Consider the following 26,993-nt stretch of genomic DNA (forward strand, 5'->3'; position numbering starts at 1 on the left):
CTCCGTCCGGTTCACCGTCGCGAGCCGGCGAGGATCGATGCTCGGGCGATCGTGCTCCAGCGGAAACGGTGCGCGGAGCAGGCATCACGGACGCACCATGGCCAGCTGTGTATTCGCCAGGTCGGCTACCCGGTACAGGTGGGCCCAATCGTCCGCCCTGAAGACGTGCCATTCCCATCGTCCGACAGCCGGCTGCTCGTAGCTCCCCTCGCGGGAGAGCATGTCCCCATTGCGTTTCGTCACACGAGTAGTCTCGGCATCACCCATTGTGAGATGAAGTGGAGAAGGGTCCACAGAGTGTCCACATCCGTTCCGGGCTCCCGGCTCCGAATCGAACGCGAGGACGCCGGCCTGTCGCTCACCGAGATGGCGAAGAAGATCAAGTTTTCGAAGTCGCTGCTCGGCATGGTGGAGACCGGCCGGCGCACGGCCTCGACCGAGCTTGTCGACGCGTACGAACGAGTTCTGGGAGTCGACATGTGGCGCAAAGACATCACGCACACGAACCTGCTGATCGTCGACAAGACGAGCCGGGCCTCGCTGCTCGCCGGTGTCGAGCAGGGTGATCCGGGGGCGTTGCGAGACACACCGACCGCGCATCGGACGGACGTCAGCCTGGGGAGCGTCGTTTCCGACAAGGCTGCTGAGTGGTTTCGGAAATGGGCGGTCGAAGGTGATACCGCGACTCTGCGTACGAACTCGCTGAGCGTGATCGCCAAGCTCCCAGGACGGCAGAATGCCGAACTGGTGATTCGGGTGCTGGAGAACGATCCCAAGGTAAGGCGGCTGATCCTCGCCTCGGAGATTTCCCGGCTCACGCAGCTGGACTGGAAGACGGCACTCGCCGGGGCCGACGACCCCACCACGATCCCGGAGCCTCAGAAGCTCGCGCCGAAGCTGGCCAAGGGTGCGATCAACCCGAAAGGCACCGAGTCGCGATGGGCATGCACCTATCTCCTGACGCGGATGGTGCCGGTGCTCGGCCGCTGATGGTTCCGCGCAGAACTCCAGGCGGACCGTCCTGGCGACCGGGCCTGCGGTTCTGCCCCTTCGCGGTCCGGACTCCGCGCTTTCCCCGCCGGACCGACCTCGACCGCCACGCCGCCGATCGTGGCGCCTCCGCCATGATTTCGCCGCGATGCAGGCGGCATGCTGTTCCGGGGATCAGAACCGGATGGTGCCGGCGCTCGGCCGCCGGCAGTTCCGCGCCGAGCCCCGGCAACCGTCCTAGCGCTCCAGAACCACGATCGGGATGATCCGCGTGGTCTTCTTCTCGTAGTCCGCGAAGCCCTCGGCGTGGGCGATCATCCCCGCGTACAGGCGGTCGCGCTCGGCGCGGTCCTCGATCACCGTGGCCGTCGCCTCGAAGGTCTCTTCGCCGACCTCGACCGTGACCTTCGGGTTCGCCACGAGGTTGTGGAACCACGCCGGGTTCTTCGGCGCGCCGCCCATGGACGCCGCGATCACGAGGCGGTCACCGTCACGGGTGTAGACCAGCGGGGAAAGGCGCGCTTCGCCGCTCTTGGCGCCGGTGGTCGTGAGCAGGAGCACGTTCTTGCCCGCGAACATGCCGCCGACCACGCCCGCGTTCGCGCGGAACTCCTCGGTGACCCCCTTGTTCATCTCGCGAACTTCGTTCAGGCCCGGGACCTCGGATGTCATCTCAACCCCTGTTTCCAGCCGGTACGCTCGATCGGTGCCCCGAGGTAGGCTCGGGAGCGTTCGAAGCGTTTGCTTTGCAAACAAAGCTACCGACGGGACGAGCGTCATGTCAACGGAAGCCGGGCCGAGTGTCGAGGACGGCGTGCGTCAGCTGCTGCTCCTGATGCCACGCCTGGTCGGCCGGGCGAAGCGCACCCCGGTCCCCGACGAGCTGAACGGCTGCACGCTGGCGCCCCGGCACCTGTCGCTGCTGTCGTACCTGCTCTTCGACGGCCCGATGACCGTCACCGAGCTGGCCACCCGCCTCCAGGTGGCGCCGACGACGGCGAGCCTGATGGTCGGCGACCTCAGCCGTCAGGGGGTGCTGAACCGCGACGAAGACCCGGCCGACCGGCGCCGCACGATCGTCAGCATCACCCCGGACCGCCGCCCGGCGGTCGACGCCTGGCTGGCCCGGGGCGCGAAGGCCTGGAGCGACGCGCTGGCGCCGTTGAGCCCGGCCGAGCGGCAGCTGGTGATCTCGACCCTGGAGGCCTACGAGCGCGGCACCTGCGAGGGTCCCGGCTGCTAGCTCAGTCCTCGGCGGGCTTCTCGCGGGCCAGCTTGCGCTGCGCCTCCGCGCGTTCCCGGCACTTGCGGAGGAACTCCTCGTCGTCGTCCGCGCTCGTCGCCGCGAACCGGCCCGGGCGGTCGTACTCCGGATACGCGGGCGCGTTGCGCTCGTACGCCCCGTGGGCCCGCGTCGCGTGCTGCGGCCGGCCCGCGACCAGCCAGACGATCGACCCGACCAGCGGCACCACCAGCACGAGCAGCAGCCACAGCAGCTTCGGGAGGTTGCGGCAGGACGACTCGTCGGTCGTGATCACGTCGACGAGACAGAAGATCCACAACCCGAGCGTGACGAAGCCCAGCAGGCCATCCATGTACAGCAATTACCGCACCTTCCCCAGAAGTGAACGCGGTAAGTCTTAGCAGAGGCCGCCGTCGGTCGTGGCGCGGGTCACCCGCACCGCTTCGAGCACACCGGTCGCGATCGCGACGGCGTGCGCCGGCCCCGGACATTCGCGCGGCCCTTCGCCGAACGGCCTGCCGGTCAACGGAACCGAGACGTCCTCGCCGTTGATCCGGCGGCGCGTCTGCGCCACCGGCGGGTCCCCGCGCAGCACATCCGCCACCGCGTCCTCGGGCGGCTTTCCGGCCAGCACCAACGGAACCGCGGCGCCGATCAGCCTGGCGGTGGCCTCACAGGCCTGGACCAGCAGGCAGATCCGCGCGGCCACGAGCTCGTCGGCGGTCCCGCCGCACGCCGTGACCAGCCGCCCCAGCGCGGCTTCGGTTTCGGCGGACGGCGTCACGTGCGGGTGGTAGGCGGCCGCGACCGCCACGACGTCCGAGGCCGCCACCGGCAGGCCCAGCTCTCCCGCCAGCACGCCGACGACGACCAGGCGATGATTGTCGCCGTCCGCCTCAGAAGCCTTGCGCCGCAACACTTCCGGATCGACGCGGCCCAGCAGCCCGACGGCGAGGGCGCGCCGCCGGGTGTGGTCGGAGCCGTTGCTGAAGCGGGCGACGGACGCGCGCAGCCAGGCGACGCTCCTTTCGGGACCGTCGGCGGGAACGGGCGGAACCGGGGCGGCCAGCGAAGTCATGGCGTGAAGGTAGCCACCGGAAACGTCGGCGGCGGCCGAAGTTTCAGAGCAGCCGCGGCGGCGGGAACCACGTCGCCTGCGGGCCGCCGCACTGGTCCGGCCGCGGGACGTCGTGCTGGAACCACCACGCCGCGGTGACGCGGCCGTCGGGCAGCCGGTAGGTCGGCGGCCCGGCGACGCGGGCGAGCCCGGCGGCCTGCAGCGACCGCGCGCTCGCGATGTTCCCGACCTCGGCGCCGGCGCGCACCCGCGGCAGGCCGAGGTGCTCGTGGGCCAGCACGAGCCCGGCCGCGAAGAGCACCCGGCCGTTCCCGCGCCCGCGGTAGTCCGGCGCGAGGTAGCCGCCGGTCTCGGGGCCGCCGTCCTCCCCGGTGTGGACGCTCACCAGGCCGACGCACCGGTTGGCCTCGACGTCGATCATGACCAGGTCGAGCGACTGCGGATCCGGCGAAACCCAGTCCGGCCCGGTCCCGGGCACCACCCGCATGGCATCGGCCCGCGCCCCCCGCGCGACGATGGAGTCCTGCTGCCACCCGAGCCACCGCTGAGCGGCGGGGTCGCTCCCACACGCCACGGCGGCGGCGTACTCCCAAGCGGTGGGGGTCCGGAAGAGGAAGCGCCCGCTGCGCACCACATGGCCCTGCCGGTCGCAGGCCCGCTTGGTCATCAGGCGCCCGCGCCGGGTGAGCCGGTCGAAGATCCCCTTGGTGGCTGGCAGCATCGCGGCGAAATCGTAGCGGAGCGGCGGTGGCCGGGTCCGCGAACGGGAAGACCGGGTGGCGGCTTGGCGGCCGAGGATCGCGGCGACGGTCTTGCGGCCTGGTCCGCGACCAGGTCAACCCGGCGAAGCCCACCGCCGAAATCGTGGCGGAGGCGCCACGATCGGCGGCGTGGCGGTCGAGGTCGGTCCGGCCGGGGCAGCGCGGAGTCCGGAGACCGGACCGCGGAGGGCAGAACCGCAGGCGTGGTCCCGGAGCGCTAAGACGCCGACGACGCCACAGGAGCGGGCTCCGCGCGCGTCTCAGCCGGCGGAGCGACAGCCTCCCGAGACTCCCGCCGGGCTTCCTTCCGGCTGATGATCCGCTTCCCGACACCGATCAGCGGCTTCTCCACCCACCGGTGGATCAGATCCGCGATCGCCAACCCGACGAGGAACACCGTCAGCCCCGACACCGTCCGGTGCTCCGCAAGCCCAGGCACCGCCTGCACCACGACGAAGTGCACCGGCCCCTGCAGCAGGTACAGCGAGTACGACCGCTCGCCCACGAAGCGCATCGGCGCCGTGCCCAGCAGCCAGCGCAACGGGCCCGGGCTCACCAGCACGATCAGCAGCAGCATCGTCAGCACCGCGTACCCGACGAGCAGGAACAGGTTCTGGCCCGTCTCGGTCCAGAGCCGGTCGAGGTTCGCGGTCATCAGGGCGAACGCCGCCACGATCGGGATCGCCGCCAGGGGGTGCGTCAACGGCTTGAGGACCGCGTAGCCGCGGCGGTAGTGCAGCAGGATCGCCAGCAGGCAGCCGCCCGCGAGGATGAAGTAGTGGATCGTGGACCGGTAGATCGCGGTCTTCGAGCCGTCGAGCGTCCAGCCGCCGGTGGTCAGCGGGACCAGGGCCAGCAGGATCACCATCGCGGTCCCGACCAGCAGGAACTTGCGCTTCGCCGCGCCGATCCCGATCGCGACCAGCAGGAACGGCCAGACGAGGTAGAACTTCTCCTCGATGCCCAGCGTCCACGAGCCGCTGAAGAAGTTGTCCTCGCCCGTGGTCACCTTGGGCAGGAACTCGTTCAGGAACGTCAGGTAGTACTTCAGCGCCTGCGGGAAGTCGCGCGAGAGGAACTCCGCGCGCAGCAGCACGAACGCCACGATCCCGCCGAGGATCACCAGGTACGGCGGCAGGATCCGGAACACGCGCCGGATGTAGAAGTTGGACAGCGAGATCCGGCCGGTCCGGTCCTGCTCACGCAGCAGCAGCGTCGTGATCAGGAACCCGGACAGCACGAAGAAGATGTAAACGCCGACCCAGCCCGACAGGAAGGTCCAGTTCGGACCGCCGAAGTGGTAGAAGATGACCATGGTCGCCGCGATCGCGCGCAGGCCGTCGAGCCCCGGGAACCGGCGGCTGCCGAGATAGTCCTCGTGGCTCATCGTGCGCAAGGCGGTTCCCCCGTCAGTGTGATCGTCGGGGCGAGTATATGGCCTGGATTACCGGTCCTTTGCCGACGGTCGCCGGGTGCTCAGCCGACCGGGCGGAAGGCGCCGCCGGCGTCTTCACGGCGCTTGAGCTCCCGCAGCTTCCGGAGGTCGGCGGCCGGGTGGACGCTCTCGGCGACCTCCGCCGGCGCGTGCTCGCCGTACACGAACGGCAGCAGCCGCCCGGTCGTCCACGGCGCCAGCGCGTCGAACAGCTTCGCGTGCGCGCGCCGGATCGACGGCACGTCGTCGTCGCCGACGACCGACAGCGTCCGGACGATGAACTCGGCGTCGCGGTCCCAGCCGACGCCCGGCGTTTCCGGCGGCCGGGTGAGCGCGCCGCCCAGGCGGTCGATGATCAGGACGGTCGGCACGGCCGCGCCGGGGCCCGCGTGCTCGAGGACGGCGCCGAGCATCGCGTCGTTGAGCTGCGACACGGTCGCGTTGCCGCCCTGGTACCCGTGCGGCTGCCGCGGCTCGGCCGCGATCGAGCCGGACTCGGTGAACGGCATCGGCTTCAGCGTGTCCATCAGGGTGGGCGCGGCGGCCCGCAGCGGCGCGACCAGGTCGTCGCCGTCCTCGCCGAGGTAGGCGATCCGGATCTGCGCGATGTGCTTGCCGCGCAGCGGTTCCGGCAGCACCGGCAGGTCGGGGTACTCGATCATGGCGAGGGACGTCGTCAGCGTGTCGGGCGCGGCCGCCGACCACGTGCGCCAGGCCCGCAGCGCCGTGGCGAGGTCGGGAGTGTCGAAGGTGAGGCTGCCGCCGTAGAGGCCGGTGACCGGCACCAGGTCGAACTCGATCGCCGTGACGACGCCGAAGCTGTCGCGCCCGCCGCGCAGTGCCCAGAACAGGTCGGACCCCGGCTCGGCCTGCCGGAGCTCGCCGTCGGCGGTGACGACGTCGAGGGCGCGGACGTGGTCGGCGGCGCGGCCGTACCGGCGGGCCATCAGCCCGAAGCCGCCGCTGAGCGTGTACCCGACCACGCCGACGTCCGGCGACGAGCCGCTGAGCGGCGCCAGCCCGTGCGCCCCGGCGGCTTCGAGCACCGCGCCCCAGCGGACCCCGGCCTCGACGCGCGCGGTCCGGGCCTCGGCGTCGACCTCGACGCCGGTCAGCCGGCGGGTGCTGATCAGCAGCCCGCCGTCGGCGGCGGCGGTCCGGCCGTGCCCGGTGGCCTGGACGGCGACCGGCAGCCCGTGCGCGGTGGCGAACCGGACGGCGGTGACGACGTCCGCGGTGGTGGTGGCGCCGACCACCACCGCGGGCCGGCTGGGGACGGCGAGCTGGAAGCCCGCGACCTCCTCGTCGTAACCGTCCTGGCCGGGCTGGAAGATCTCGCCGGTGAGCTGGGTGACGTCCATGGTGGCTCCTTTCGTCTGCGTCCAGCTTCGGACGGATTCGACCAGAAGTCCAAGATCTGATTTGTCTACCGTCTAGAATCAAAGCTTATGGAACTGCACCAGCTCGCGTACTTCGTCGCCGTCGCCGAGGAAGGCAACTTCACGCGCGCGGCGGAACGGCTGCACGTCGCCCAGCCCGGGGTGAGCGCGCAGGTCCGGCGGCTGGAGCGCGAGCTGGGGCAGGAGCTGCTGGACCGGTCGGGCCGCGCGGTCCGGCTCACCGACGTCGGCGCCGCGGCCCTGCCGCACGCCCGGGCCGCGCTCGCGGCGGTGCAGGGCGTGCGCGAAGCCGTCGACGAGCTGGCCGGGCTGGTCCGCGGCCAGGTCGCGATCGGCGCGGTGACGTCGGCGGGCCCGGTCGGGCTGCCGGACCTGCTGGCCGGCTTCCACGAGCGGTACCCGGCGGTCGAGATCACGCTGTCGGAAGCCAACTCCGACACGATGCTGGCGGGGCTGCTCGAAGGACGGCTGGACCTGGCCGTGGTCGGCCTGGCCACCGATCCGCCGGCCGGCATCGCGACGCAGGTGCTGCTCGACGAGCCGTTCCTGGCCGTGACGGCGCCCGGCGGCCCGCTCGCCGACCGGACGGCGGTCTCGATCCCCGATCTCGCGGGCCGGCCGCTGATGGCGCTGCCGAAGGGAACGGGCCTGCGGACGGCGTTGGACACCGCGTTCGCGCGGGCGGGGCTGACCCCGCGGATCGCGTTCGAGGCGGCCGACCCGAACGTGCTGGTGCAGCTGGCGATGCGCGGCCTGGGTGTCGCCGTCGTGCCGGAGTCGCTGGCCCGCTACCACGCGGCGGAGCTGCGGGTGGTCGAGATCGAAGGGCCGGGGCTGCGGGGCGCGCTGGCGCTGGCGTGGCGGACCGACGGCCCGCTGAGCCCGGCCGCGCGGGCGCTGATCGCGTTCGCCCGGGCCGCCTACCGCTCTTGACACCGTCAACAGGCGCGCGCTCTTCGGGCACGGCGTGCTCGAGAGCAAGGTCGACAGCGGCAAGCGCGCCGCATACCGGGCGGACGTCCACCCGGACTGCTATGTGTGGCTGCCGTGGACCCCCCGCCGACCTGCGCCGGCGGCTGCGCACCGGGCGTCCCCTGGTCTGAGCCACCCCGGTTACAGTGTCGGGTCGGCACAGCCACCCGAGGGGGTTCCATGACGGCGATCCAGGCGGACGTCGAGTCCGGCCAGCCCGCCCCGGTCCGTTCCGCCCGCCGTGCGCCGCTGGTCGTCGTGTCGGTGGTGCTGCTCGCCGTGTTCCTCGTCGGCGCCTGGGCGGCCTGGTTCTTCACGATCGACGACGCGTTCATCAGCTTCCGCTACTCGGCGAACCTCGCCGACGGCCACGGGCCGGTGTGGAACGTCGACGGGCCGCGCGTCGAAGGCTTCACCAACTTCGCCTGGGTGGTCTGGTCCGGCCTCGGCGCGGTGCTGGGGGTCGCGCTGCCGCTGTTCACCAAGGTGACGTCGCTGCTGCTCGGGCTGGGGACGCTGTACCTGCTGATCCGCGAGGGCCACAAGCGCGCCGGGCTCACCGGTGTCCTGGTCGGCGCGGGCGCGTACGTCGTGTTCCTGCCGACCTACTTCCACATCACCGCGGGCCTGGAGACGGCCGCGTTCGCCGCGGTGCTGCTGCGGGTCGTCGTGCTCGGGCTGCGGGTGCTGAACGGCGAGCGGGTGCGCGTCTGGGAGCCGCCGGTGCTGCTGCTCCTGCTCGGCATGCTCCGGCCGGAAGGCGTGCTGGCCGCGTTGCCGGTGTTCCTGCTCTGGTTCTCGCGCACGCGGGGGCCGGCGCGCTGGTGGTGGAGCGGCGCGGCGGTCGTCGTCGGCGCCGGGTACTTCGTCTGGCGCTGGCAGTACTACGGCCAGCTGCTGCCGAACACCTTCTACGTCAAGTTCGGCAACCTCGACTCCGGCTGGGTGTGGACGAAGCACACGACGCTGCTGCTCCTCCCGCTCCTGCTGCTGACGCTCTCGCTGGTGTTCCGCAAGGCGACGCGGGCGATGGGCGCGCTGCTGGTGGTGACCGTCGCGGTCACGTACGTCACCTATGCCGTTTCCGGCCCGACTATGGATTACCTCGACCGCTTCGCCGACCACGCGATCCCCGTCCTGTGCCTGGGCGCCGGGCTCGCCGCCGGGACCTTCGCGCCGCGCGTCCTCGGCGCGCTGCTCGGGCTGGTGGCCGTCGGCTGGTCGGCCGTCGCCGGCGCGACCGCGCCCGACCTCGGCGTGATCGCCAACTACGGGCCCGACCTGCAGCGCGCGCACATCGCGATCGGCAAGGGGCTGGCCGAGGCCGACGTCCCGGCGCCGGCCCGCAGCCTCGCCGTCACCGACGCCGGCGCGATCCCGTACTACAGCGGCTGGCGGTCGATCGACTACATCGGCCTCAACGACGCCGCGATCGCCCGCGGCGCCGACCCGACCCAGGTCGTCATGCAGGCGCGGCCGACGGTGATCGTCGTGACGGCGAACGGCCCGGACCCGGTCGGCAAGCGCTACGGCTTCGACTTCGCCGCGGCGACCGCGGGCTACCAGGAGGTCGCGACGGTCGAGATGCGCGCCGGGTACTGGCAGGACGTCTACGCGCTGCCGCAGTACGCGTCGACGATCGGTGAACACGTCCGCGCCAGCGCGGACGCGGCCCGGCAGGTCAACGACCGGGACCGCGCGGAGGACACCGTCGAGCGCTGGCTGGACCGGCTGCGCTCGCAGCTGCCTTTCTGAGAGTTGACCGCTTCGCGCGGGAACGCGAAGGTGGGCCGATGAGCAGCGACGAACAGCGCCACGGCGTCAAGCTGAGCAGCCTCGACCAGGAAATCTTCGCGGACGCCGGAGTCACCAAGCGCGAGCTGCTTGACTACCTCGAAGCCGTCGCCGACCGGATGCTGCCGGAGCTGCGCGACCGGCCGCTGACCGTGCTGCGGGTGCTGCGCGGGCAAGGGCCGTTCATGCAGAAGAACCTGCCGAAGTACACCCCGGACTGGGTCGAGCGGACCACGATGTGGTCGTACTCGTCCAAGCGGGACGTGTCGTACGCGCTGTGCAACGACCTGCGCACGCTAATGTGGTTCGGCAACCAGCGGGCGATCGAGTACCACACGGCGCTGTACCGCGGTGAGCCCGAGAACGGCCCGACGCACCTGATCCTCGACCTCGACCCGCCCGAGGACGGCGCGTTCTCGCTGGCCATCGCGGCCGCGCAGCTGGTGCGCGAGGCGTTGCGCAACGACGGCCTCGACGGCGCGGTGAAGACCAGCGGCTCGAAGGGTCTCCACGTGTTCGTGCCGCTGGCGCCGGGCCAGTCGACCGAGGACATCGCGGCGGCCACCCGCGCGCTCACGGCCCGCGCCGAGCGCATCGACCCGTCCCGCGGGACGACGGAGTTCGTGAAGGAACGCCGCGAGGGCAAGGTGTTCCTGGACTCGACCCGCGCGGGCGGCGCGACGGTGGTGTCGGTCTACAGCCCCCGCCACCGCCCGGGCGTCCCGGTGTCGTTCCCGGTCCGCTGGGCCGACCTCGAGGGAGTGAAGCCCGCCGACTTCACGGTCCACACGGCGACGGACCTGCTCGCCGACGGTGACCCGTGGACCGACGAGATGCCGGAGCCGTTCGTGCTGCCGGAGGACCTGGTGGCGGAGGGCCACACGATCCCGATCGCCCGGGTGGTGGCGATGCACGAGGGCAAGCGGCGCGCGAGGGCGGCTCGCGAAGCGGACTGAGCCGCTAGGCCGCCTGGTTGTGGCCGTGCCGCGCGGTTCCGGCGCCGAACGACCGCCGCAGCGTCGCGCGGCTGATGTCCACGATCTGGGCCGGGGCGGTGGACCGCACCGGCACCTTGACGCGGTGCCGGGCCAGCCACACGACGTCGCGGCCGAACGACCACACCAGCGCGGCCAGCGCCGCCGCCACGAAGGCGAAGTCCAGAGCCGAAGGCAGCAGCCCGGACACCGCGACCACCAGGACCACACCCTGGACGGCCGCCACCGTCTTGCGGGCCATGCTCGGGTACAGCGGCGCGGTCAGCCACGGCAGCGCCCACGACACCGCGACGAACGCGTACCGCATCAGGCCGATCGCCAGCACCCACAGCCCCAGCGTGCGGGACACCTGAAGGCACAGCAGCAGGATCAGGAACGCGTCGACCTCCATGTCGAAGCGCGCGCCGAACTCGGACGCCGTGCCCGTGCGGCGGGCGACCTGGCCGTCGAAGCCGTCCATCGCCAGTGCCACCGCGGTCAGGCCGACCAGGAGCCAGAGCGGGTGCCCGCCGTCGGCGATGAGCTCGGCCGCGCACCCCACCAGGACCGCCCGGGAAAACGTGATCCAGTCCGCCGGCCCGAACTTGCCGCGGCCGCTCTGCCGCAGGCCCCAGCCCGTCAGCAGCACCAGCGCGACGCCGTACACGGCCCCGGTCGTCCAGGCGAGCGGGGAAAGGAACCCGGCCCCGGCGGCGAGCGCCCACGCCGGGACCGCCGAGCGCAGGAGAAGTCCGTTCTTGATCATCTTTTACTCCGTGAATCGGCACGGCTGCTCATAGGGTGGCGGCGACACAGCCTCCGGTCGCCTGCAAGGGAGAACACGTGGAACAGGCTTTCTGGGTTCAAAGTCCCGACGAAGGCGCGCTCCGGCCCGTGACGCTTCGTGAGCCGGAACACGGCGAAGTCCGCGTCCGCACGCTCTTCTCCGGCGTCTCCCGCGGCACCGAAACCCTCGTCTTCCGCGGCGGGGTCCCGGCGAGCCAGCACGACGTCATGCGCGCGCCGTTCCAGGAGGGCGACTTCCCCGGGCCGGTCAAGTACGGCTACCTCAACGTCGGTGTTGTCGAAGCCGGCCCGGACGACCTCGTAGGCAAGACCGTCTTCTGCCTCTATCCGCACCAGACCGCGTACGTCGTCCCCGCGAGCGCCGTGACGCTGGTGCCCGACGCGGTCCCGGCGAGCCGCGCGATCCTCGCCGGCACCGTCGAGACCGCGGTCAACGCCGTCTGGGACGCGCGGCCGCGGCTCGGCGACCGCATCGCCGTCATCGGCGCCGGCATGGTCGGCTGCAGCGTCGCGAAACTCCTCAGCGGCTTCCCGGCCACGCGGGTGCAGCTGATCGACGTCGACCCGGCGAAAGCCGAGACCGCGGAAGCCCTCGGCGTTGGCTTCTCGACCCCCGAAGCCGCGGAAACCGACTGTGACCTCGTGGTGCACGCGAGCGCCAGCGAAGCCGGGCTCGCGAAAGCCCTCGAGCTCCTCGCGCCGGAGGGCGAGGTCGTCGAGCTGTCCTGGTACGGCGATCGGAAGGTCAGCGTGCCGCTCGGTGAGAACTTCCACTCGCGGCGGCTGACGATCCGCAGCAGCCAGGTCGGGACGGTCGCGCGTCCGGACCGCAGTTACGCCCAACGGCTCGGCGTCGCCCTGGAGCTGCTCGCCGATCCGGCGTTCGAAGCACTGGTCAGCGCCGAGTGCGGGTTTGAAGATCTTCCGGCCGTGTTACCCCGGCTGGCCGCGAATGAACTTTCCGCCCTCTGCCTCCGTGTCATGTATCAGCCGCAGTGACCACGTCCACCCGAACGCATCGGAGGTCTGGGTGTTCAGCATCACCGTCCGTGACCACGTGATGGTCGCCCACAGCTTCCGCGGAGAAGTCTTCGGACCCGCGCAACGCCTGCACGGCGCGACCTTCGTGGTGGATGCCACCTTCCGCCGCACCGACCTCGACGAGGACAACATCGTCGTCGACATCGGCAAGGCCACGGAAGAGCTCGGGGCGGTGCTGAGCGACCTGAACTACCGCAACCTCGACGACGAGCCGGTGTTCAAGGGCATCAACACTTCGACCGAGTTCCTCGCGAAGGTCATCGCCGACCGCCTCGCCGACGCCGTCCACGCCGGACGCCTCGGCGAAGGCGCGCGTGGCCTCGAAGGCATCGCCGTCTCGCTGAAGGAGTCGCACGTCGCCTGGGCGAGTTACGAGCGTGCGCTGTGAACAGCCTTTACGTGGTCCTCCCCGGGGACATCGACGACACGTCCGTCCCGAGCGGCGGCAACACCTACGACCGCCGGATGTGCGACCGGCTGACCGAAGCCGGCCTGGACGTGCACGAGATCGCCGTCTCCGGCAGCTGGCCGCGGCCGGACACCGAGGCCCGCGCGGTGCTCGGGCACCTGCTCTCGGAGCTGCCGACCGGGTCCGCGGTGCTGCTCGACGGCCTGGTCGCGTGCGGTGTCCCCGAGGTGATCGTCCCGCAGGCGCGCCGGCTCTCGCTCTCGGTCCTGGTGCACCTGCCGCTGGCCGACGAGACCGGCCTGCCGCCCGCGCTCGCCGCCGAGCTCGACGCCCTCGAGCGCGAGACGCTCAACGCCGTGGGCTCGGTCGTGGCGACCAGCGAGTGGGCCGCGCGCCGGCTGATCGGCCACCACGGCCTCGCGCCGCACCGCGTCCACGCCGTGCCGCCGGGGGTCGACCCCGTCCCGCCGGCCATCGGCACCGACGGGGTGTCCCGCCTGGTCTGCGTGGCCAACGTGACCCCGCGCAAGGGCCAGGGGGTGCTCGCCCAGGCCCTCGAAACCGTCGCCGACCTGCGCTGGACCTGCGAATGTGTCGGCGGGATCCGCCGCGAGACCAAGTACGTCGAGCGGCTGCGCGAGCACCGGCTCGGCGCCCGCTTCACGCTCACCGGCCCACGCACCGGCGCGGCGCTGGCCGCGACCTACCACACCGCCGACCTGCTCGTGCTGCCTTCGCGCGCCGAGACCTTCGGCATGGTCGTCACCGAAGCCCTCGCCCACGGCGTGCCGGTGCTGACCACCGACGTCGACGCGCTGCCGGACACCGTCGGCGTCGCGCCGGACGGCTCGGTGCCCGGCATGCTCGTGCCCGGTGACGACGTCGCCGCGCTCGGCGCGGCCCTGCGCCGCTGGCTGACCGAGCCGGCCCTGCGGACGCGGCTGCGCGCGTCGGCGAAGCTGCGCCGCGAGACCCTGACCGGCTGGGACGACACCGCCCGCCGGATCGCCGAGATCCTGCAGCGGCAGGAGGCGGCGGCATGACCGCGTTCGCCCCGGACTGGCTCTACCTGCGGGAACCCGCCGACGCCGCGGCCCGCGCCACCGAGCTCGTCGACACGCTGCGCGAGCACCTCCCGGAAGACGAGCTCGTCATCCGCGACCTCGGCTGCGGCACCGGCTCGCTCGGCCGCTGGCTGGTCGCGCGGCTGCCCGGCGCCCAGCGCTGGATCCTGCACGACGAGGACGCCGAGCTGCTGACCCGCGCCCGTGCCAGCCTGCCGGTGGCCGCGCTCGACGGCAGCCCGGTCGACGTCGTCGCCGAGCAGCGGGACGTCACCGCGCTGCGCGCCGCGGACCTCGCCGGCACGTCGCTGGTCACCGCGTCCGCGCTGCTCGACCTGCTGACCAGGGACGAGGTCACGACGCTGGCCACGGCGATCGTCGAAGCGGGCTGCGCGGCGCTGCTGATGCTCTCGGTCACCGGCCGGGTGGAGCTCTCGCCCGCCGACCCGCTCGACCCCACCGTCTGCGCGTCGTTCAACGCCCACCAGCGCCGCCTCACCGGCGGGCGCCGGTTGCTCGGCCCCACCGCGGTGGACGTCGCCGCGACCGCGTTCGGCCGGCTCGGCGCCACCGTCGTCCGCGCCGAGAGCGCGTGGCGGCTCGGGCCCGACCAGGCCGAACTGCAGCGGCAGTGGCTCGAAGGCTGGGTCGGCGCCGCCGTCGAGCAGCTGCCGGAGCTGCGTCCGGCCGCCGACGTCTACCTGCAGCGACGGCGGGAAATGGCCACGGCCGGCGAGCTGCACGCGGTGATCCACCACGGCGACCTGCTGGTCCTGCCGCCGAGCCTGGAGGTGGCGGCGTGAAGCGCTTGTTCGCGTGGCTGCGCATCCTCGGCGCGTTCGCGATCCTCGGGGTGCTCGTCCGGCAGCTCGGCAGCGGCGCCTTCCTCGACGGCTTGAGCCGGATCGACACCGTCGGCGTGCTGGCCGCGCTCGGCATCGGGTTCGCGACGACGCTGTTCAGCGCGGGCCGCTGGCAGATCGTCGCCACCCGCCTCGGCCTGCGGCTTTCCCTGCGCACCGCCGTCGCGGACTACTACCGCGCGCTGTTCCTCAACGGCGTGCTGCCCGCGGGTGTGCTCGGTGACGTCCACCGCGCGGTGCAGCACGGCCGCGACTCGGGGGACGTGCCGCGCGGCGTGCGCGCCGTCGTCCTGGAGCGCACCGCCGGGCAGCTCGTGCTGATCGCGTCCGCGGTCGCCGTCGTGCTGGCCGCGCCGGAGGTCGTGCCGGGCGCGTTCCGCGAGGTCGTGACCATCGCCGGGATCGTCGTCGTGCTCGTGACCGTCGCCGCGCTGGTCGCCGGCCGGCTGTTCGGCGGGCGCTGGATCCACAGCGAGTCGAGGGTCCGGCGCGGCTTCGCCGTCACCCTCGCCGACCTGCGGCTGGGTCTGTTCACCCGCGAGACCTGGCCCGGCGTGGGCTTCCTGTCGGCCGCGACGCTGGCCGGGCACCTGGCGCTGTTCGTCGTCGCCGCCCGCGTCGCCGGGGTCGACGCACCGGTCGGGCAGCTCGTGCCGCTGATGATCCTCGCGCTGCTCGCGATGGGTCTCCCGCTCAACGTCGGCGGCTTCGGCCCGCGCGAGGGCGTCTGCGCCCTGCTCTTCGGCGCGGCCGGTCTGGGCGCCGCCCAAGGTGTCACCGTCGCCGTGGTCTACGGCGTGCTCACGCTCGTCGCGAGCCTGCCCGGCGCCGGTGTCCTGCTCGTCCGGAGCGTCGCCGCGATGCGCCGGACGGAGCTTTCACGTGAAAGCTCCGCACGACCAGCCCGGAGCTTTCACGTGAAAGCTGCGGGTTAGAGAGGTGGAAGGCATGACAGCAAGCGACGTCACCGACCTTGCGGGGGGTCTGCCGCACCGGCCCGTGGTCGAGCGGGTGGTCGACACCCGGCTGCCGACCCGGCACGGGGTCTTCCGCGCGGTCGGGTACCTCGACCGCGCCGGCACCGAGCAGGTCGCCCTGGTCTACGGCGAGATCGCCGAGCTGGGGACGCTGACCCGCGTGCACAGCGAGTGCCTGACCGGCGACGTCTTCGGCTCGACGCACTGCGAGTGCGGCGACCAGCTGGCGGCGGCGCTCGAGCGGATCGTCGAAGAGGGCTCGGGCGTGCTGGTGTACGTCCAGGGCCACGAGGGCCGCGGGATCGGCCTGCTCGCGAAGCTCAAGGCGATGCGGCTGCAGGACGAGGGCCTCGACACGGTGGACGCGAACGTGGCGCTCGGCCTGCCGGTCGACGCCCGCGACTACCACGCGGCGGCGGGCATCCTGCAGGACCTGGGGGTCCGGTCGGTGCGGCTGCTGTCGAACAACCCGCAGAAGGTCGAACAGCTCACCCGCTACGGAATCCGGATCAGTGAGCAGGTCCCGCTGCTGGTTCCGCCGAACCCGGAGAGCCTGCGCTACCTCCGGACGAAGGCCGAGCGGATGGACCACCTGCTCCCGCACCTGACGTCGTGAGTGGTAATTAGGGTTCTAACCCGAATTACCACTCACGACATCCCGGTGACCACCTCGAGCACCCCGGCGAAGCGCTGGACCAGCGTGTCCAGCACGACGTGCCCCTTCGCGGCGCTTGCCAGCGAAGGACGGCCGACCACCCCCGACTCCGTGTACGCCCGCAGGCCCAGCGTCAGCAGGTGGTCCCGATCGGTGACGTGGTCGGCCGTCTCGTAGCCGGGGGTCACCAGGTGCGGGTGCGCGTGCAGCAGGATCGACGTCTCCAGCTCGCCCGCGTGCATGTCGTCGTCCAGCGACGTGCGCAGGCCGGCCGCCGTGTGCGCCGCCTGCCAGTCCGCGACCCCGGGGAACAGGGCCATCGACCCGGCCGCCTCCTGGACCACATTGGACAGTACGTAGTTGCCGCCGTGGCCGTTGACCAGCACGAGCCGGTCGATCCCGGACGCCTTCAGCGACGCGGCGACGTCGGTGACCACCGCGTGCAACGTGCGGGCCGAGATGCTCACCGTGCCGGCCCACGCGGCGTGCTCCTGGGAGCAGGAGATCGGCAGCGGCGGCAGGTGGAGGACGGGGTAGGCGGCGGCGATGGCTTTCGCCAGGGTCGCCGCGATCACCGTGTCGGTCACCAGGGGGAGGTGCGCGCCGTGCTGCTCGAAGCTGCCGACCGGCAGCACCGCGACCGCCGCGCCCCGCCGCCGCTCGTCTTCGGTGGTCGCGAGCGGGAAGAGGTCGGTCATGCGCACGTCCCTTCACTAGGTTGGAGTCCATGAGCGAGCATGCCGCACTACTCGACGTCGCGCGCGAAGCCGTGGCGAAGGCGACCGCGATCATCCGGTCGCGCCCGAGTTTTTCCGTTTCCGCCAAAGGCGATCGTGACCTGGTGACCGACGTCGACATGGCGGTCGAGGACGCGCTGCGCGAGTTCCTCGCGGCCGAGACGCCGGAGATCGGGATCCTCGGCGAGGAGCGCGGCCGCAGCGGGGACGACGGCGGGCGCTGGTGGGCGCTCGACCCGATCGACGGGACGGCGAACTTCGCCCGCGGAATTCCGCTCTGCGGTATTTCCCTGGCCCTGGTGGACGGTGAGCACAGCACGGTCGCCGCGATCACGCTGCCGTACCTCGACGTCACGTATACGGCGTCACGCGGGGAAGGCGCCTTCGCGAATGGAAAGCGGATCGCCGCTTCGACGGCGACGGAAATGTCCGACGCGATGATCGCCGTCGGTGACTTCGCGATCGGCGAGCTCGCCGACGAGAAGAACCGCGCGCGGCTCCTGCTGCTGTCCGATCTCGGCGCGCGGGCGCAGAAGATCAGGATGTACGGCAGCGCGGCGGTCGACCTCGCCTGGGTCGCGGACGGAAAGCTCGACGCCGCACTGATCCTGGCGAACAAACCGTGGGACACCATGGCGGGTGTGCTGCTCGTGCGCGAGGCCGGCGGGGCCGTCGTCGACCGCGACGGCAGCGAGCACACGGTGGGTTCGTCGGCGACGATCGCCGTCGGCGCCGGGCTGCGCAAGGAGATCGTGGACGCGCTTGATCGTGCGTACGGGGTTGTTCGTTAAGCTTCCGGGGTACACGGTGGGCAGCGCCACAGCGCGCGATTGCGCTGTCCGCGCAAGGTTTTCGGTTACGTTGGTACCGGTCGGCGCGTGAGCCTGGCATGCTGACCGGATCTCGGCCGCTTCGGAGAATGGTGGATGCTCGTGGAAAGTCGCCGGATCCGCGATCGGTACCGGCTGATCGAGCCGATCGGCGGCGGCGCGATGGGCACGGTGTGGCGCGCGCAGGACGAACGGCTCGACCGCACGGTGGCGATCAAGGAACTCCTGCTGCCGCACGACCACGACGAGCACCGCACCGAAGAAGCGAAGAACCGCGCGATGCGCGAGGCGCGGATCGCCGCCCGGTTGCAGCATTCCCACGCGATCACCGTGTTCGCCGTCCTCGAAGAAGAGGACCGGCCGTGGCTGGTGATGGAGTACCTGGCGTCGAAGAGCTTCGCCGTCGTGATCGGCGAGGAGCCCGTCTCGGTCGACGACACGATCCGCGTCGGCGCGCAGATCAGCTCGGCGCTGGCGGGCGCGCACCGCGCCGGGATCGTGCACCGCGACGTGAAGCCGGCCAACATCCTCGTCTCCGACGACGGCACGGCGAAGATCACCGACTTCGGCATCTCCCGCGCGATCGGTGACGTGAAGCTCACGGCCACCGGGGAGATCGCGGGCACCCCCGCGTACCTCGCGCCGGAGGTGGCCCGCGGCGAGGACGCGGACTTCGCCTCCGACGTCTTCTCCCTCGGCGCCACGCTGTACGCCGCCGTCGAGGGGCAGCCGCCGTACGGCACGGCGGACAACCCGATCGCCTTGCTCTACAAGGCCTCCAGCGGCGAGATCGAGCCGCCGGCCAAGGCGGAGCGGCTGACCCCGCTGCTCGAGCGGATGCTCGCCACCGACCCGGCCGGGCGGCCGTCGATGGACGAGGTCGAGCGCGAGCTGCGCGCGCTGCTGAACGACGCCGAGCCGGGGGAGTCGGTGCTCGCGCCGACGGTCCCGGACGCCGACGTCGCGCCGGCCCCCGTGCTGATGCCGACGGTGCCGGCCGCGGTCACCGTGCCGGCCGGGCAGGGTCAGGTCAGCGCGGTGTCGCCGGGCGTGCGCAAGGGCATGATCGCCGTCGGGGCGGGCGCGGCGCTGCTGTGCGTCGCGGTCGTCGTCGCGATCCTGCTGGTCGTGCGCCAGAGACCCCCGCAGGACAACGCCGCCCCGCCGGCCTCGCCGGTGCTCTCCACTTCGGCTTCCGTGACCCCGTCCGCGACGCCGTCGCCCTCTCCGTCCCCTTCGTCGGCCCCGCCGACCACGTCACCGACGGTCTCGTCCGTCGCCCAGACGAAGTCCGCCGCGGACGCGCTGTCCGCTTACTACGCGTTGCTGCCGGGCAACCCTGCGGAGGCGTGGAAGCTGCTCACCGAGAAGTTCAAGGCGTCGCGGAGCCAGACGTACGAGAAGTACACGAGCTTCTGGGGCCGGTACAAGGTGGTGACCGCGACCAGCGTCAAGGAAGCCGGGCCGGGCCGGGTCACGGCGCACGTCGTCTACGACGGCGGCAACGCCGAGAACGACACCTTCACCATGGTCCAGGTGAACGGTGTTTGGATGATCGACGCGCAGAACTGAACCGTTCGGCGCCGGGGCGCGTGTGACGTATGAGCCGTCACCGCCGTCGACCCGCGCTGGAGGTAGCCGTGTCCGTTCCCACCCTGTTCGGGCGCGCGCGATGAGGCCCGCCGACCCGATGGTGTTCATCCTCCCGGCCGCGCCGCCGGGCAGTGACACCTACGACAAGCGGATGTGCCAGAACCTCCCGGCCGTCGGCCAGCCGGTGCTGGAGCTGCCGATCGCCGGGGACTGGCCGGCGCCGGACGCGACGTCCCGGCGCCGGCTGGCGAGATCCCTGGCCGCCCTGCCGGACCGGACGGTCGTGCTGCTCGACGGCACGATCGCTTCGGGCGTGCCAGAGATCGTCGTCCCGCACGCGCGGCGGCTGCGCCTGGCCGTGCTGGTGCACCAGGCCCTCGCGGACGAGCCCGGCCTTGACCCGGCGCACGCCGCCGAGCTGGACGCGTGTGAGCGCGAAACGCTGCGGATGGCCGGCATGGTCGTCGCGACCAGCCCGTGGCTGGCCCGGCTGCTGATCGACCGCCACGACCTGGACCCGGGCCGCGTCTTCGTCGCCAAGCCCGGCACCGACGCGGCCCCGCTGGCGGCCGGCGCCGACGGCGTGTCGCGGCTGCTGTGCGTCGGGGACGTCACCCGCCGCAACGGCCACGACCTGCTGGTCCAGGCCCTCGGCGAGATCGACCACCTGGCGCTGTCCTGCGTGTTCGCCGGGTCGCTGGAGGCGGACCCGGGGTTCGTCGACGAGCTCGGCTGGTCGATCGAACGCCTCGGCCTGGGCGGCCGCATCACGCTGGCCGGCGACTCGGTGGACCTCGGCGCCGCGTACAACGCCGCGGACCTGCTGGTGGTCCCGGCCCGCGCGGCGACCCCGGGGATGTTCGTCGCGCAGGCGCTGGCCCGGGGCATCCCGGTGCTGGCGACCGAGGTCGGCGGGGTCTACGACGCGCTCGGCGTGGACGCCGACGGCGAGGTGCCCGGCCTGCTCGTCGAGCCGAACGACCCGTTCGCGCTCGCCGACGCGCTGCACCGCTGGTATGCGGACCCGGAGCTGAGGCGCTCCCTGCGCACGGCGGCGCTGGGCCGCGGCAGCGCTTTGGAGGAGTGGGACGTCGCGGCCCGGCGGCTCACGAACGTGCTTTCGCGGCTGGCGTCGGAACCCCGCATCGTCGCCTGAGGCTTGCCGCGGCGGCCGCGGCTCCGCCAACCTGACGCCATGGCGTCCCCTCTCGATTCCGAACGCGGGTTCCTCGAAGTCGCCGGGCGGGAACCGGACCGCCCGCTGCGCGACCAGCTCCTGGGGTTCCGCGACCTGGTCTCGGCCGACATGGACTGGGCCGACAGCCGGAAGCGCCGGTTCCGCCGGCGCGCGTCGGCGGTGCGGGTGGCCGCGCTGCTGCTCACCGCCGCGTCGACCGTGGTGCTGGGCATCCAGGAGATCCCGGCCCGGGCGTCGATCGCGCTGCCGATGGTCGCGCTGGTCACCGTGCTCGGCGGGCTCGAGACGTTCTTCAACTGGCGCTCGCGCTGGGTGCTGATGGAGGAGACCCGCTACAACCTCAACCGCATCCGCGACGAGATGGACTACTACCTCGTCGGGACCCCGACGGCCGAGCTGACCCGCGAGCGGCTCGAGGAGTACTTCGACCGGCACCAGACCACCTGGGCCGACGCCAGCCGCCAGTGGGTGGAGTTCCGCAAGCTCGACCGGCCACCGCAGGCGCCGGAAGTCCGCGCCTGACCGATTCCTTTTGCCCGCCCGGCCGGTCGAAGGAAGGTGACCGTGGATTTCGAGCCGTACCGGTGTAGCTGCTCGCGCACTGCTACCGCATGCTCGGCACGCCCGACGAGGCCCAGGACGTCGTCCAGGAGACCCACCTGCGCGCCTGGCGGGCGTTCGACGCTTTCGAGGGCCGCGTCGGTGCGGTCGTGGCTGTAGCGCCGGCCTGCAGCTGCTCCCGCCGAGGCAGCGAGCGGTGCTGATCCTGCGCGAGGTCCTGGCGTTCCCGGCGGCGGAGGTCGGGGAAGCGGACGTGTGTTGCGTTCCTGAAGAACGTGATCGGCTCGCGGGGCGACTGGCAGATGACCCCGACCCGCGCGAACGGCCAGCCCGCGGTGGTGACCCGCTACCGAGGCGAGCCATACGGCATCGCCGTGCTGACACTGGCCGGCGGCGGCATCGCGCGGATCACCGTCTTCGGCTTCCCTGACCTGGTGGAACGGTTCGCCGGCCGCGTCTGAAGGTGGCCGGCTACTCGTCGAGCGCGATCTGGCCGGTGCGGCGGTACCTCGTGGCGGGGTTCCGGACGTTGTCTTCGGTCGTCTCGACCAAGCCCTCGTGCCTGAGGATGCGCAACCACCTGGCCACCGTCTGGTCCGTCAGACCGGTCGCTTTCGCGAGTTCTCCTCTTGACCTTTCGCTGTCGCCGAGAGCGGCCAGTACCTCTCCGCGGCGGTTCGCGCGCCGCCGGGCGGAGCTCGCGGTCAGGCCGGAGCCGGGCAGGAGTGCGGGCGTGAGCTGGTACCTCGTCCACCGCCGATTGCCGGTCTGGACCACCAGTTCGCGGGCGAGGAGGTCCCGCAGTTCCTGGGTCGCCACCCGGGAGTCGACGCGGGTCTCCGTCCGGTAAGCCTGGTTGTCGAGGTGACCGCCGTCCCGCAGGATGGCCAGCCCGACGCATTGGCTCTCGGACAGTCCGTGCTCGCCGAGGGAGTTGATCCACTCGATCGTCTCGTCCCCGAGCAGGGTGTGGTTCGGGAAGGTGACGGTGAAGGTGCTGATGCGGCTCTTGAACTCCGGCAGGCTCATGCGCGCGGCTCGGAGTGCGCTGATCATGGTGCGGATGCCCGAGCCGCGGTTCTCGCAAATCGTCTGGGTTTCTCCCGGCAGCGGCACGTCCTCGAGGATGCGGAGCAGACTCGCGTTCCTGGCCGACGAAACTCCCTCGACGCCCAGTTGTTCCTCGGTCACCGGACCGAAGAGGCCGCCCGGGTTTCGGATCGTCAACCGGTCGGGATACATCTCGACCTGCACCTGGGTTCCGCGCGCGTCGGGCGAAAGATCCCGGTGGACGAGTGCGTTCACGATGGCTTCGCGAAGGGCCGTTTCGGGGTACTGCCAGATGTCCGCCCGACCGGCGCCGTGCACCACGGATCGTCGTGTCATGTTCTTGCGCACCGCGAGGAGGGTGTCGCGGACCATCACGGGAATCGGCCCTTCGGCCACGACGTTGTCGACGAACCGCTCGCCGGTCGCGAGATCCGCGCCGTCCGGGGTCGGGTAGTGCACGAAGGTGAGGATCAGTTGCGGGAAGTGCTCCTGGGGGTACTGGCCGAGCGCAAGCAGTCCGCCCACGCTCGCGACATCGGCGCCGTTGTCGTCGAGGACCAGAACCTTCGCCCTTCGCAGCGCGGAGATGTCGTCCAGCGTGCCGAAAGCGTACGGGCGGCGAGCACGAAGGCGACTCAGGAGCGCCCCGGTCAAGGCCGGGTCCAAGTCGGCGGTGCCGGTGCCGGGCACGGGAGCCTCGTCCTCGTGCGGCTGGCCGCGGTTCGCCAGCAGCAGGTGGACTTCGTAGCTGGTGAGCTTCCGGTCGCCGTCGCCGACGCGGACGAAGCTGCCTTGGCTGATTCCGGCGCCGCGGCTGAAGGAAGGCTTGCGGTCCGGCGGGAGCTCGGGAATCTCCGCCACGAGTACGCGGGCGCCCTCGAATTCGTGGATGCCGATGTGCGGGCGTAGGGTCGGCTCGATCTCGGCGGAGCACATGTCGGCGAGATCCGCGGACATCTTCGCCGGGTCGGACAGGCCGGTCGCTTCGAAGCCGGCCTGCTCGTCCAGGCCGAGGATCAAGGTGCCGCCCCGCGTGTTGGCGAACGCGACGAGCGATTCCCGCGCCGACCGGGGGAGGCCTCCTGCAGCCTTCTTGACCTCGACGTCGGAGACGTCGCTGCCGAGAGCTCGCAGGTTGTCGACGATCTCGACGAGTTCCTCGTCCTGCACCCTCTGCTCCGTCGCGCCGGCACCATGTCAGCGAACATGCTAGTTCGCATGCTAGTTAACATGCTACGCGGGGTAGCGAATCATTACGGAACGCTTCCCTGACCTGGTGGAACGGTTCGCCGGCGCCCCGGCGAACCGAACCATCACGCCAGGGTGAGCACGTAGACCTCGACCCGCGGGTCGTTCGGCAGGCTCACCGACTGCAGCGTCTTACCGCCGTCCAGCGCCGCCGAGATGCCGAACAGCCGGACCGGCGGGCCGCCGACGCCGCTGCCCGCCTTGATGCGGTGCGGCATGTCGAGCACCACCGGGGAACCCGAGCCGGCCCAGTCGCCGAACGTTGCGGCCAGGTCGGCGCTCGTGCCGTCGGTGTAGTGCGCCGTCAGCGTTGTGGTCACCGGTCCGTTGTGCGACGACCCGACCAGCCGAAGCGCCGTGTGCTGTCCCGCCGGGAGCAGCAGCGACTGCCCGCGCGCTTCGACGAAGTTCGCCGCCGTCCCCGAGGCGTCCGGGGCCGCGTACGTGACGCCGTCCCAGGTCACCGGGCCGGCCGCCGGGAGGAGTGACGCGTCGTAGCTCCAGCCGCCGCCGTCGAAGTTGCCTTCGGTGGACGCCGCTACCGTTGCCGTGCCGTCGTGGTTGTAGTCGCGGCCGAGGTCGACCGCGCACTGCGTCCCCGAGGTCACGCACGCCGACGGCGTCCGCACCTCGATCGTCGCCGATCGCGAAACGCTGTTCGCGCCCAGCCCGGACACCTTGACCTGCACCGGGTACGTCCCGGCGGCGGCACCCGCGGGCACCGTCACCGTGATCGGCACCGTCTTCTGCACCGGCAGCCGTCCCGACCAGATCACGTCGACCGGCTGGACCTTGGTCTTCCACCCGGCCGGCGCGGTCGCGGTGATCGTCACCGGCTGCAGGAGCGGGTTCTGCGCGAGGACGTCCAGGTCGAGGTGCACCTGCTGCGCCGCGCCCGCCGGGATCACCACGGACGTCTGCCGCAGCGACGCGTCGACGTGCCGCCGCAGGTCACCGACGGCGTTGTTCACCGAAGGCGGCTCGGAACCGATCCCCCACGAAGAGGGCTTCGACCCGAGCTTGTGGTTCAGGACACCGCCGTGCGCGACGGCCGACCAGTCGAGCGACGGCTGCCGGACGTCCCGGCCGTTCAGCGACACGCTCTGGACGTACCGGTTCGTGTCCGAAGCCCCCGGCGCGTTCACGGTCAGCGTGCCGCCCTGCGACCGGCCGTACTGTCCGATCCGGACGGTCGCCGACTCGAACTGCGGGCTCGACACCGCGAGGAAGTTCGCGCCGCTCATCGTCGGGTACAGCCCGAGCGACGAGAAGACGTACCACGCGGACATCGTGCCGAGGTCGTCGTTGCCGGTCATGCCGTCGGGACCGGTGGTGAACAGCGTCATCGCCGCGCGGACGACGGTCGCGGTCTTCGCGGGCGCGCCGACCCAGTTGTACATGTACGGCGCGAGCAGGTCGGGCTCGTTGTTCGGGTTGTACGTCGCCTTGCCGTAGTAGTCGTACGGGCTGGAGATCCAGTCGTTGCGCGCGGTGCCGGCCGGGTCCTTCAGCAGGTTGCCGTAGGCGAAGAAGGAGTCGAGCCGCTTCTCGGTCGTCTTCTTGCCGCCCATCAGCGACACGAGCCCGGCCGGGTCCTGCGGCGCGAGCCACTGGTACTGGTAGGCGCCGCCTTCGTGGAACTGGTGGTCGGCGTCGACCGGGTTGTACGGCGTGAGGAACGTGCCCTCGGTCGTGCGCGGGCGGAACTGCTGCGTCGAGGAGTCCCAGAGGTTCTTGTACCACTGGCCGCGGTCGGCGAACATCCGCGCGTCGGCCTGGTGGTTCAACCCGCGGGCCATCAGCGCCAGTGCCGCGTCGGCCGCCGAGTACTCCATCGTCGCGGACGCGGGGTGCTCGCAGTCGTTGTCGCCGCCCTTGGCCGCGCAGTCCTTCCCGAGCACGAGGCCGCTCGGGATGTACCCGCGGTCGTTGTAGTAGTTGACGCCGGAGCGCCCGTTGTACGGCGAATCGGCGGGCGGCGTGCTCGTCGCGTTCTTCTTGAGCAGCCCGTACGCCTCTTCTTCGTGCCCGGCGAGCAGGCCCTTCGACCACGCCTCGACGAGGAACGGCGTCACAGGGTCGCCGGTCATGATGTTGGTTTCGCTCTCGGCCAGCGCCCAGCGCGGCAGCCACCCGCCGTCGCGTCCGATGGCGACGACCGACAGCGCGACGTCCCGCGCGACCTGCGGTTCGAGCATCTCGAGCAGCTGGTTCTGCGGGCGGTAGGTGTCCCAGAGCGAGAAGTTCTGGTACGGCGTGTAACCACTCGCCGTGTGGACCTTGCCGTCGAAGCCGGTGTACGCGCCGTCGGTGTCGCCGGCGAGGTTCGGGTGCAGCTGCGAGTGGTAGAGCGCCGTGTAGAACGCCGTCTGCCGCTCGGTCGTGCCGCCGCCGATCTTGATCGCGCCGAGCCGGTCGGCCCACTGCTGGTGCAGCGCGGCCTTCGTGGCGTCGAAGTCGAAGTCCTTGGTCTCCGCCGCGAGGTTCTTCCGCGCGCCGTCGAGCCCGGTGTAGGACAGGCCGACCTTGAGGACGACGTCGTGATCGGTGGACGCGTCGAAGCTCGCCCAGGCGCCGTTGCCGCCGGTGCCCGCGGCGTCGCGGCTGCCTTCGGTGCGCGTCGAGCCGCGCCAGGTGCCGTACGAGCTGAACGGCCGGTCGAAGGTCGCGGTGAAGTAGACGGTGTGCTCGTCGTGCCCGGCGCAGAACCCGCCGGCCTTGACCCGCCCTTCGAGCGTCCGGTCGCCGACGACGTGGATCTCGGAGTCCTTCACGGACTGGTTGGCCTGACCGGTGTTGAACAGGACGTTCGCCTGGCCGGTCGAGGGGAAGGTGTAGCGCTGCCAGCCGGTGCGCGCGGTCGCCGTCAGCTCGGCGTTCACACCGTACTTCTTGAGGCCGACGCGGTAGTAGCCGGGCTCGGCGTGCTCGTCGTCGTGGCTGTACTCGGACTTGTAGGCGTCTTTGTCAACGTTGTCGACGGCGCCGGTGGTCGGCATGATCGGCAGTTCGCCCATCACACCGCAGCCGACGCCGGAGAGGTGCGTCTGGCTGAAGCCGTAGATCGCGTTCTGCAGGTAGTCGTACCCGCCTTGCCCGCCGGTGTCCGGGCTGACCTGCACCATTCCGAACGGCGCGCTCGCGCCGGGGAACGTGTTGCCGAAGTTCTGCGTGCCGACGAAGGGGTTGACCAGGCTCACCGGATCCACCGGCGCGGGCGCGGCCTGCGCCACGGCGGGCGCCAGGCCGGCGACCACCACCCCCGCGGCCACCGCGGCGGCCAACCGTCTGCTCTGCGACCACATGGGCGCAC

General features: G+C 71.6%; 26 protein-coding genes and 1 pseudogene. 17 read left to right on the forward strand and 10 right to left on the reverse strand.

What is annotated here, in order from left to right; all coding sequences use genetic code 11:
* Nucleotides 1–297 precede the first annotated feature (297 nt).
* Nucleotides 298–990, forward strand: coding sequence for a helix-turn-helix domain-containing protein (locus tag ACZ63E_RS38905; RefSeq protein ID WP_465341329.1), 693 nt, complete (start codon nt 298–300; stop codon nt 988–990).
* 237 nt (nt 991–1,227) lie between these two features.
* Here the strand turns inward: ACZ63E_RS38905 and ACZ63E_RS38910 are convergent, their stop codons facing one another.
* Nucleotides 1,228–1,662, reverse strand: a complete 435-nt coding sequence (locus ACZ63E_RS38910) for a nitroreductase family deazaflavin-dependent oxidoreductase (RefSeq protein WP_465341330.1) — start codon at nt 1,660–1,662, stop codon at nt 1,228–1,230.
* A gap of 106 nt (nt 1,663–1,768) precedes the next feature.
* Between ACZ63E_RS38910 and ACZ63E_RS38915 the strand changes: the two genes are divergently transcribed.
* On the forward strand, nt 1,769–2,233 hold the full coding sequence (locus tag ACZ63E_RS38915; protein ID WP_465302133.1) for a MarR family winged helix-turn-helix transcriptional regulator: 465 nt from the start codon (nt 1,769–1,771) through the stop codon (nt 2,231–2,233).
* A 1-nt stretch (nt 2,234) separates the two neighbouring features.
* Here ACZ63E_RS38915 and ACZ63E_RS38920 read toward each other — a convergent pair whose 3' ends face one another.
* The 5 genes from ACZ63E_RS38920 to ACZ63E_RS38940 all read right to left on the reverse strand — a co-directional run bounded on the left by ACZ63E_RS38920 (nt 2,235) and on the right by ACZ63E_RS38940 (nt 6,868).
* Nucleotides 2,235–2,594, reverse strand: a complete 360-nt coding sequence (locus tag ACZ63E_RS38920) for a PLDc N-terminal domain-containing protein (protein WP_465341331.1) — start codon at nt 2,592–2,594, stop codon at nt 2,235–2,237.
* 36 nt (nt 2,595–2,630) lie between these two features.
* Nucleotides 2,631–3,311, reverse strand: a complete 681-nt coding sequence (locus ACZ63E_RS38925; RefSeq protein ID WP_465341332.1) for a cytochrome P450 family protein — start codon at nt 3,309–3,311, stop codon at nt 2,631–2,633.
* Nucleotides 3,312–3,354: 43 nt separating this feature from the next.
* A complete protein-coding gene (locus ACZ63E_RS38930; RefSeq protein WP_465302139.1) occupies nt 3,355–4,032 on the reverse strand; it encodes a GNAT family N-acetyltransferase in 678 nt (225 codons plus the stop codon).
* Nucleotides 4,033–4,289: 257 nt separating this feature from the next.
* Complete coding sequence (locus ACZ63E_RS38935) at nt 4,290–5,459, reverse strand: acyltransferase family protein (protein ID WP_465341333.1); 1,170 nt, start codon at nt 5,457–5,459, stop codon at nt 4,290–4,292.
* A gap of 89 nt (nt 5,460–5,548) precedes the next feature.
* Nucleotides 5,549–6,868 (reverse strand): FAD-binding oxidoreductase, encoded by a 1,320-nt coding sequence (locus ACZ63E_RS38940; protein WP_465341334.1) that lies wholly within the window; start codon nt 6,866–6,868, stop codon nt 5,549–5,551.
* Nucleotides 6,869–6,955: 87 nt separating this feature from the next.
* Here ACZ63E_RS38940 and ACZ63E_RS38945 point away from each other — a divergent pair, with 87 nt between their 5' ends.
* From ACZ63E_RS38945 to ligD, 3 genes are all read left to right on the forward strand, one after another.
* Nucleotides 6,956–7,840, forward strand: a complete 885-nt coding sequence (locus ACZ63E_RS38945) for a LysR family transcriptional regulator (protein ID WP_465341335.1) — start codon at nt 6,956–6,958, stop codon at nt 7,838–7,840.
* A 219-nt stretch (nt 7,841–8,059) separates the two neighbouring features.
* The gene (locus ACZ63E_RS38950) at nt 8,060–9,634 is read left to right on the forward strand and encodes a hypothetical protein (RefSeq protein ID WP_465341336.1); all 1,575 of its coding nucleotides are present in this window, start codon (nt 8,060–8,062) and stop codon (nt 9,632–9,634) included.
* Between the two features lie 38 nt (nt 9,635–9,672).
* On the forward strand, nt 9,673–10,629 hold the full coding sequence (gene ligD, locus ACZ63E_RS38955; RefSeq protein WP_465341338.1) for a non-homologous end-joining DNA ligase: 957 nt from the start codon (nt 9,673–9,675) through the stop codon (nt 10,627–10,629).
* A 4-nt stretch (nt 10,630–10,633) separates the two neighbouring features.
* Here ligD and ACZ63E_RS38960 read toward each other — a convergent pair whose 3' ends face one another.
* Nucleotides 10,634–11,413, reverse strand: coding sequence for a CDP-alcohol phosphatidyltransferase family protein (locus ACZ63E_RS38960; RefSeq protein ID WP_465341339.1), 780 nt, complete (start codon nt 11,411–11,413; stop codon nt 10,634–10,636).
* 77 nt (nt 11,414–11,490) lie between these two features.
* Between ACZ63E_RS38960 and ACZ63E_RS38965 the strand changes: the two genes are divergently transcribed.
* The 6 genes from ACZ63E_RS38965 to ribA are packed head-to-tail and all read left to right on the forward strand — an operon-like array spanning nt 11,491 to nt 16,424.
* On the forward strand, nt 11,491–12,453 hold the full coding sequence (locus tag ACZ63E_RS38965; protein ID WP_465341340.1) for a zinc-dependent alcohol dehydrogenase: 963 nt from the start codon (nt 11,491–11,493) through the stop codon (nt 12,451–12,453).
* Nucleotides 12,454–12,484: 31 nt separating this feature from the next.
* Nucleotides 12,485–12,883 (forward strand): 6-pyruvoyl trahydropterin synthase family protein, encoded by a 399-nt coding sequence (locus tag ACZ63E_RS38970; RefSeq protein WP_465341341.1) that lies wholly within the window; start codon nt 12,485–12,487, stop codon nt 12,881–12,883.
* Entirely contained in the window at nt 12,880–13,947 is a 1,068-nt protein-coding gene (locus tag ACZ63E_RS38975) for a glycosyltransferase family 4 protein (RefSeq protein WP_465341342.1), read from the forward strand. Before ACZ63E_RS38970 ends, ACZ63E_RS38975 begins: the two co-directional genes overlap by 4 nt.
* Nucleotides 13,944–14,771: a class I SAM-dependent methyltransferase gene (locus tag ACZ63E_RS38980; RefSeq protein WP_465341343.1), complete on the forward strand. Its 828-nt coding sequence runs from the start codon at nt 13,944–13,946 to the stop codon at nt 14,769–14,771. The genes ACZ63E_RS38975 and ACZ63E_RS38980 overlap by 4 nt, the downstream gene beginning before the upstream one ends.
* Nucleotides 14,768–15,766: a lysylphosphatidylglycerol synthase transmembrane domain-containing protein gene (locus ACZ63E_RS38985; protein WP_465341344.1), complete on the forward strand. Its 999-nt coding sequence runs from the start codon at nt 14,768–14,770 to the stop codon at nt 15,764–15,766. Before ACZ63E_RS38980 ends, ACZ63E_RS38985 begins: the two co-directional genes overlap by 4 nt.
* A 13-nt stretch (nt 15,767–15,779) precedes the next feature.
* Nucleotides 15,780–16,424, forward strand: a complete 645-nt coding sequence (ribA, locus tag ACZ63E_RS38990; protein WP_465341345.1) for a GTP cyclohydrolase II — start codon at nt 15,780–15,782, stop codon at nt 16,422–16,424.
* Nucleotides 16,425–16,456: 32 nt separating this feature from the next.
* On the opposite strand, the gene ACZ63E_RS38995 is transcribed toward ribA, so the two are convergent.
* A complete protein-coding gene (locus tag ACZ63E_RS38995; RefSeq protein WP_465341346.1) occupies nt 16,457–17,161 on the reverse strand; it encodes a creatininase family protein in 705 nt (234 codons plus the stop codon).
* Between the two features lie 29 nt (nt 17,162–17,190).
* Here ACZ63E_RS38995 and ACZ63E_RS39000 point away from each other — a divergent pair, with 29 nt between their 5' ends.
* The 6 genes and pseudogenes from ACZ63E_RS39000 (at nt 17,191) to ACZ63E_RS39025 (ending at nt 21,843) form a co-directional block, all read left to right on the forward strand.
* The gene (locus tag ACZ63E_RS39000; RefSeq protein WP_465341347.1) at nt 17,191–17,991 is read left to right on the forward strand and encodes an inositol monophosphatase family protein; all 801 of its coding nucleotides are present in this window, start codon (nt 17,191–17,193) and stop codon (nt 17,989–17,991) included.
* A 135-nt stretch (nt 17,992–18,126) separates the two neighbouring features.
* Nucleotides 18,127–19,602, forward strand: coding sequence for a serine/threonine-protein kinase (locus ACZ63E_RS39005; RefSeq protein ID WP_465341348.1), 1,476 nt, complete (start codon nt 18,127–18,129; stop codon nt 19,600–19,602).
* Between the two features lie 118 nt (nt 19,603–19,720).
* Nucleotides 19,721–20,779: a glycosyltransferase gene (locus ACZ63E_RS39010; RefSeq protein ID WP_465341407.1), complete on the forward strand. Its 1,059-nt coding sequence runs from the start codon at nt 19,721–19,723 to the stop codon at nt 20,777–20,779.
* A 39-nt stretch (nt 20,780–20,818) separates the two neighbouring features.
* Complete coding sequence (locus ACZ63E_RS39015; RefSeq protein ID WP_465341349.1) at nt 20,819–21,343, forward strand: DUF4231 domain-containing protein; 525 nt, start codon at nt 20,819–20,821, stop codon at nt 21,341–21,343.
* A gap of 68 nt (nt 21,344–21,411) precedes the next feature.
* Nucleotides 21,412–21,538 (forward strand): annotated as a pseudogene (locus ACZ63E_RS39020) (sigma factor); the annotation flags it as partial.
* Nucleotides 21,539–21,657: 119 nt separating this feature from the next.
* Nucleotides 21,658–21,843, forward strand: a complete 186-nt coding sequence (locus ACZ63E_RS39025) for a hypothetical protein (protein WP_465341350.1) — start codon at nt 21,658–21,660, stop codon at nt 21,841–21,843.
* A 10-nt stretch (nt 21,844–21,853) separates the two neighbouring features.
* Here the strand turns inward: ACZ63E_RS39025 and ACZ63E_RS39030 are convergent, their stop codons facing one another.
* Together ACZ63E_RS39030 and ACZ63E_RS39035 are read right to left on the reverse strand one after the other, a co-directional pair.
* Nucleotides 21,854–23,602, reverse strand: coding sequence for an ATP-binding protein (locus ACZ63E_RS39030; RefSeq protein ID WP_465341351.1), 1,749 nt, complete (start codon nt 23,600–23,602; stop codon nt 21,854–21,856).
* A 143-nt stretch (nt 23,603–23,745) separates the two neighbouring features.
* The gene (locus tag ACZ63E_RS39035) at nt 23,746–26,985 is read right to left on the reverse strand and encodes a GH92 family glycosyl hydrolase (protein ID WP_465341352.1); all 3,240 of its coding nucleotides are present in this window, start codon (nt 26,983–26,985) and stop codon (nt 23,746–23,748) included.
* Between the last annotated feature and the right edge of the window lie 8 nt (nt 26,986–26,993).

The organism is Amycolatopsis sp. NPDC104819, from assembly GCF_055583145.1.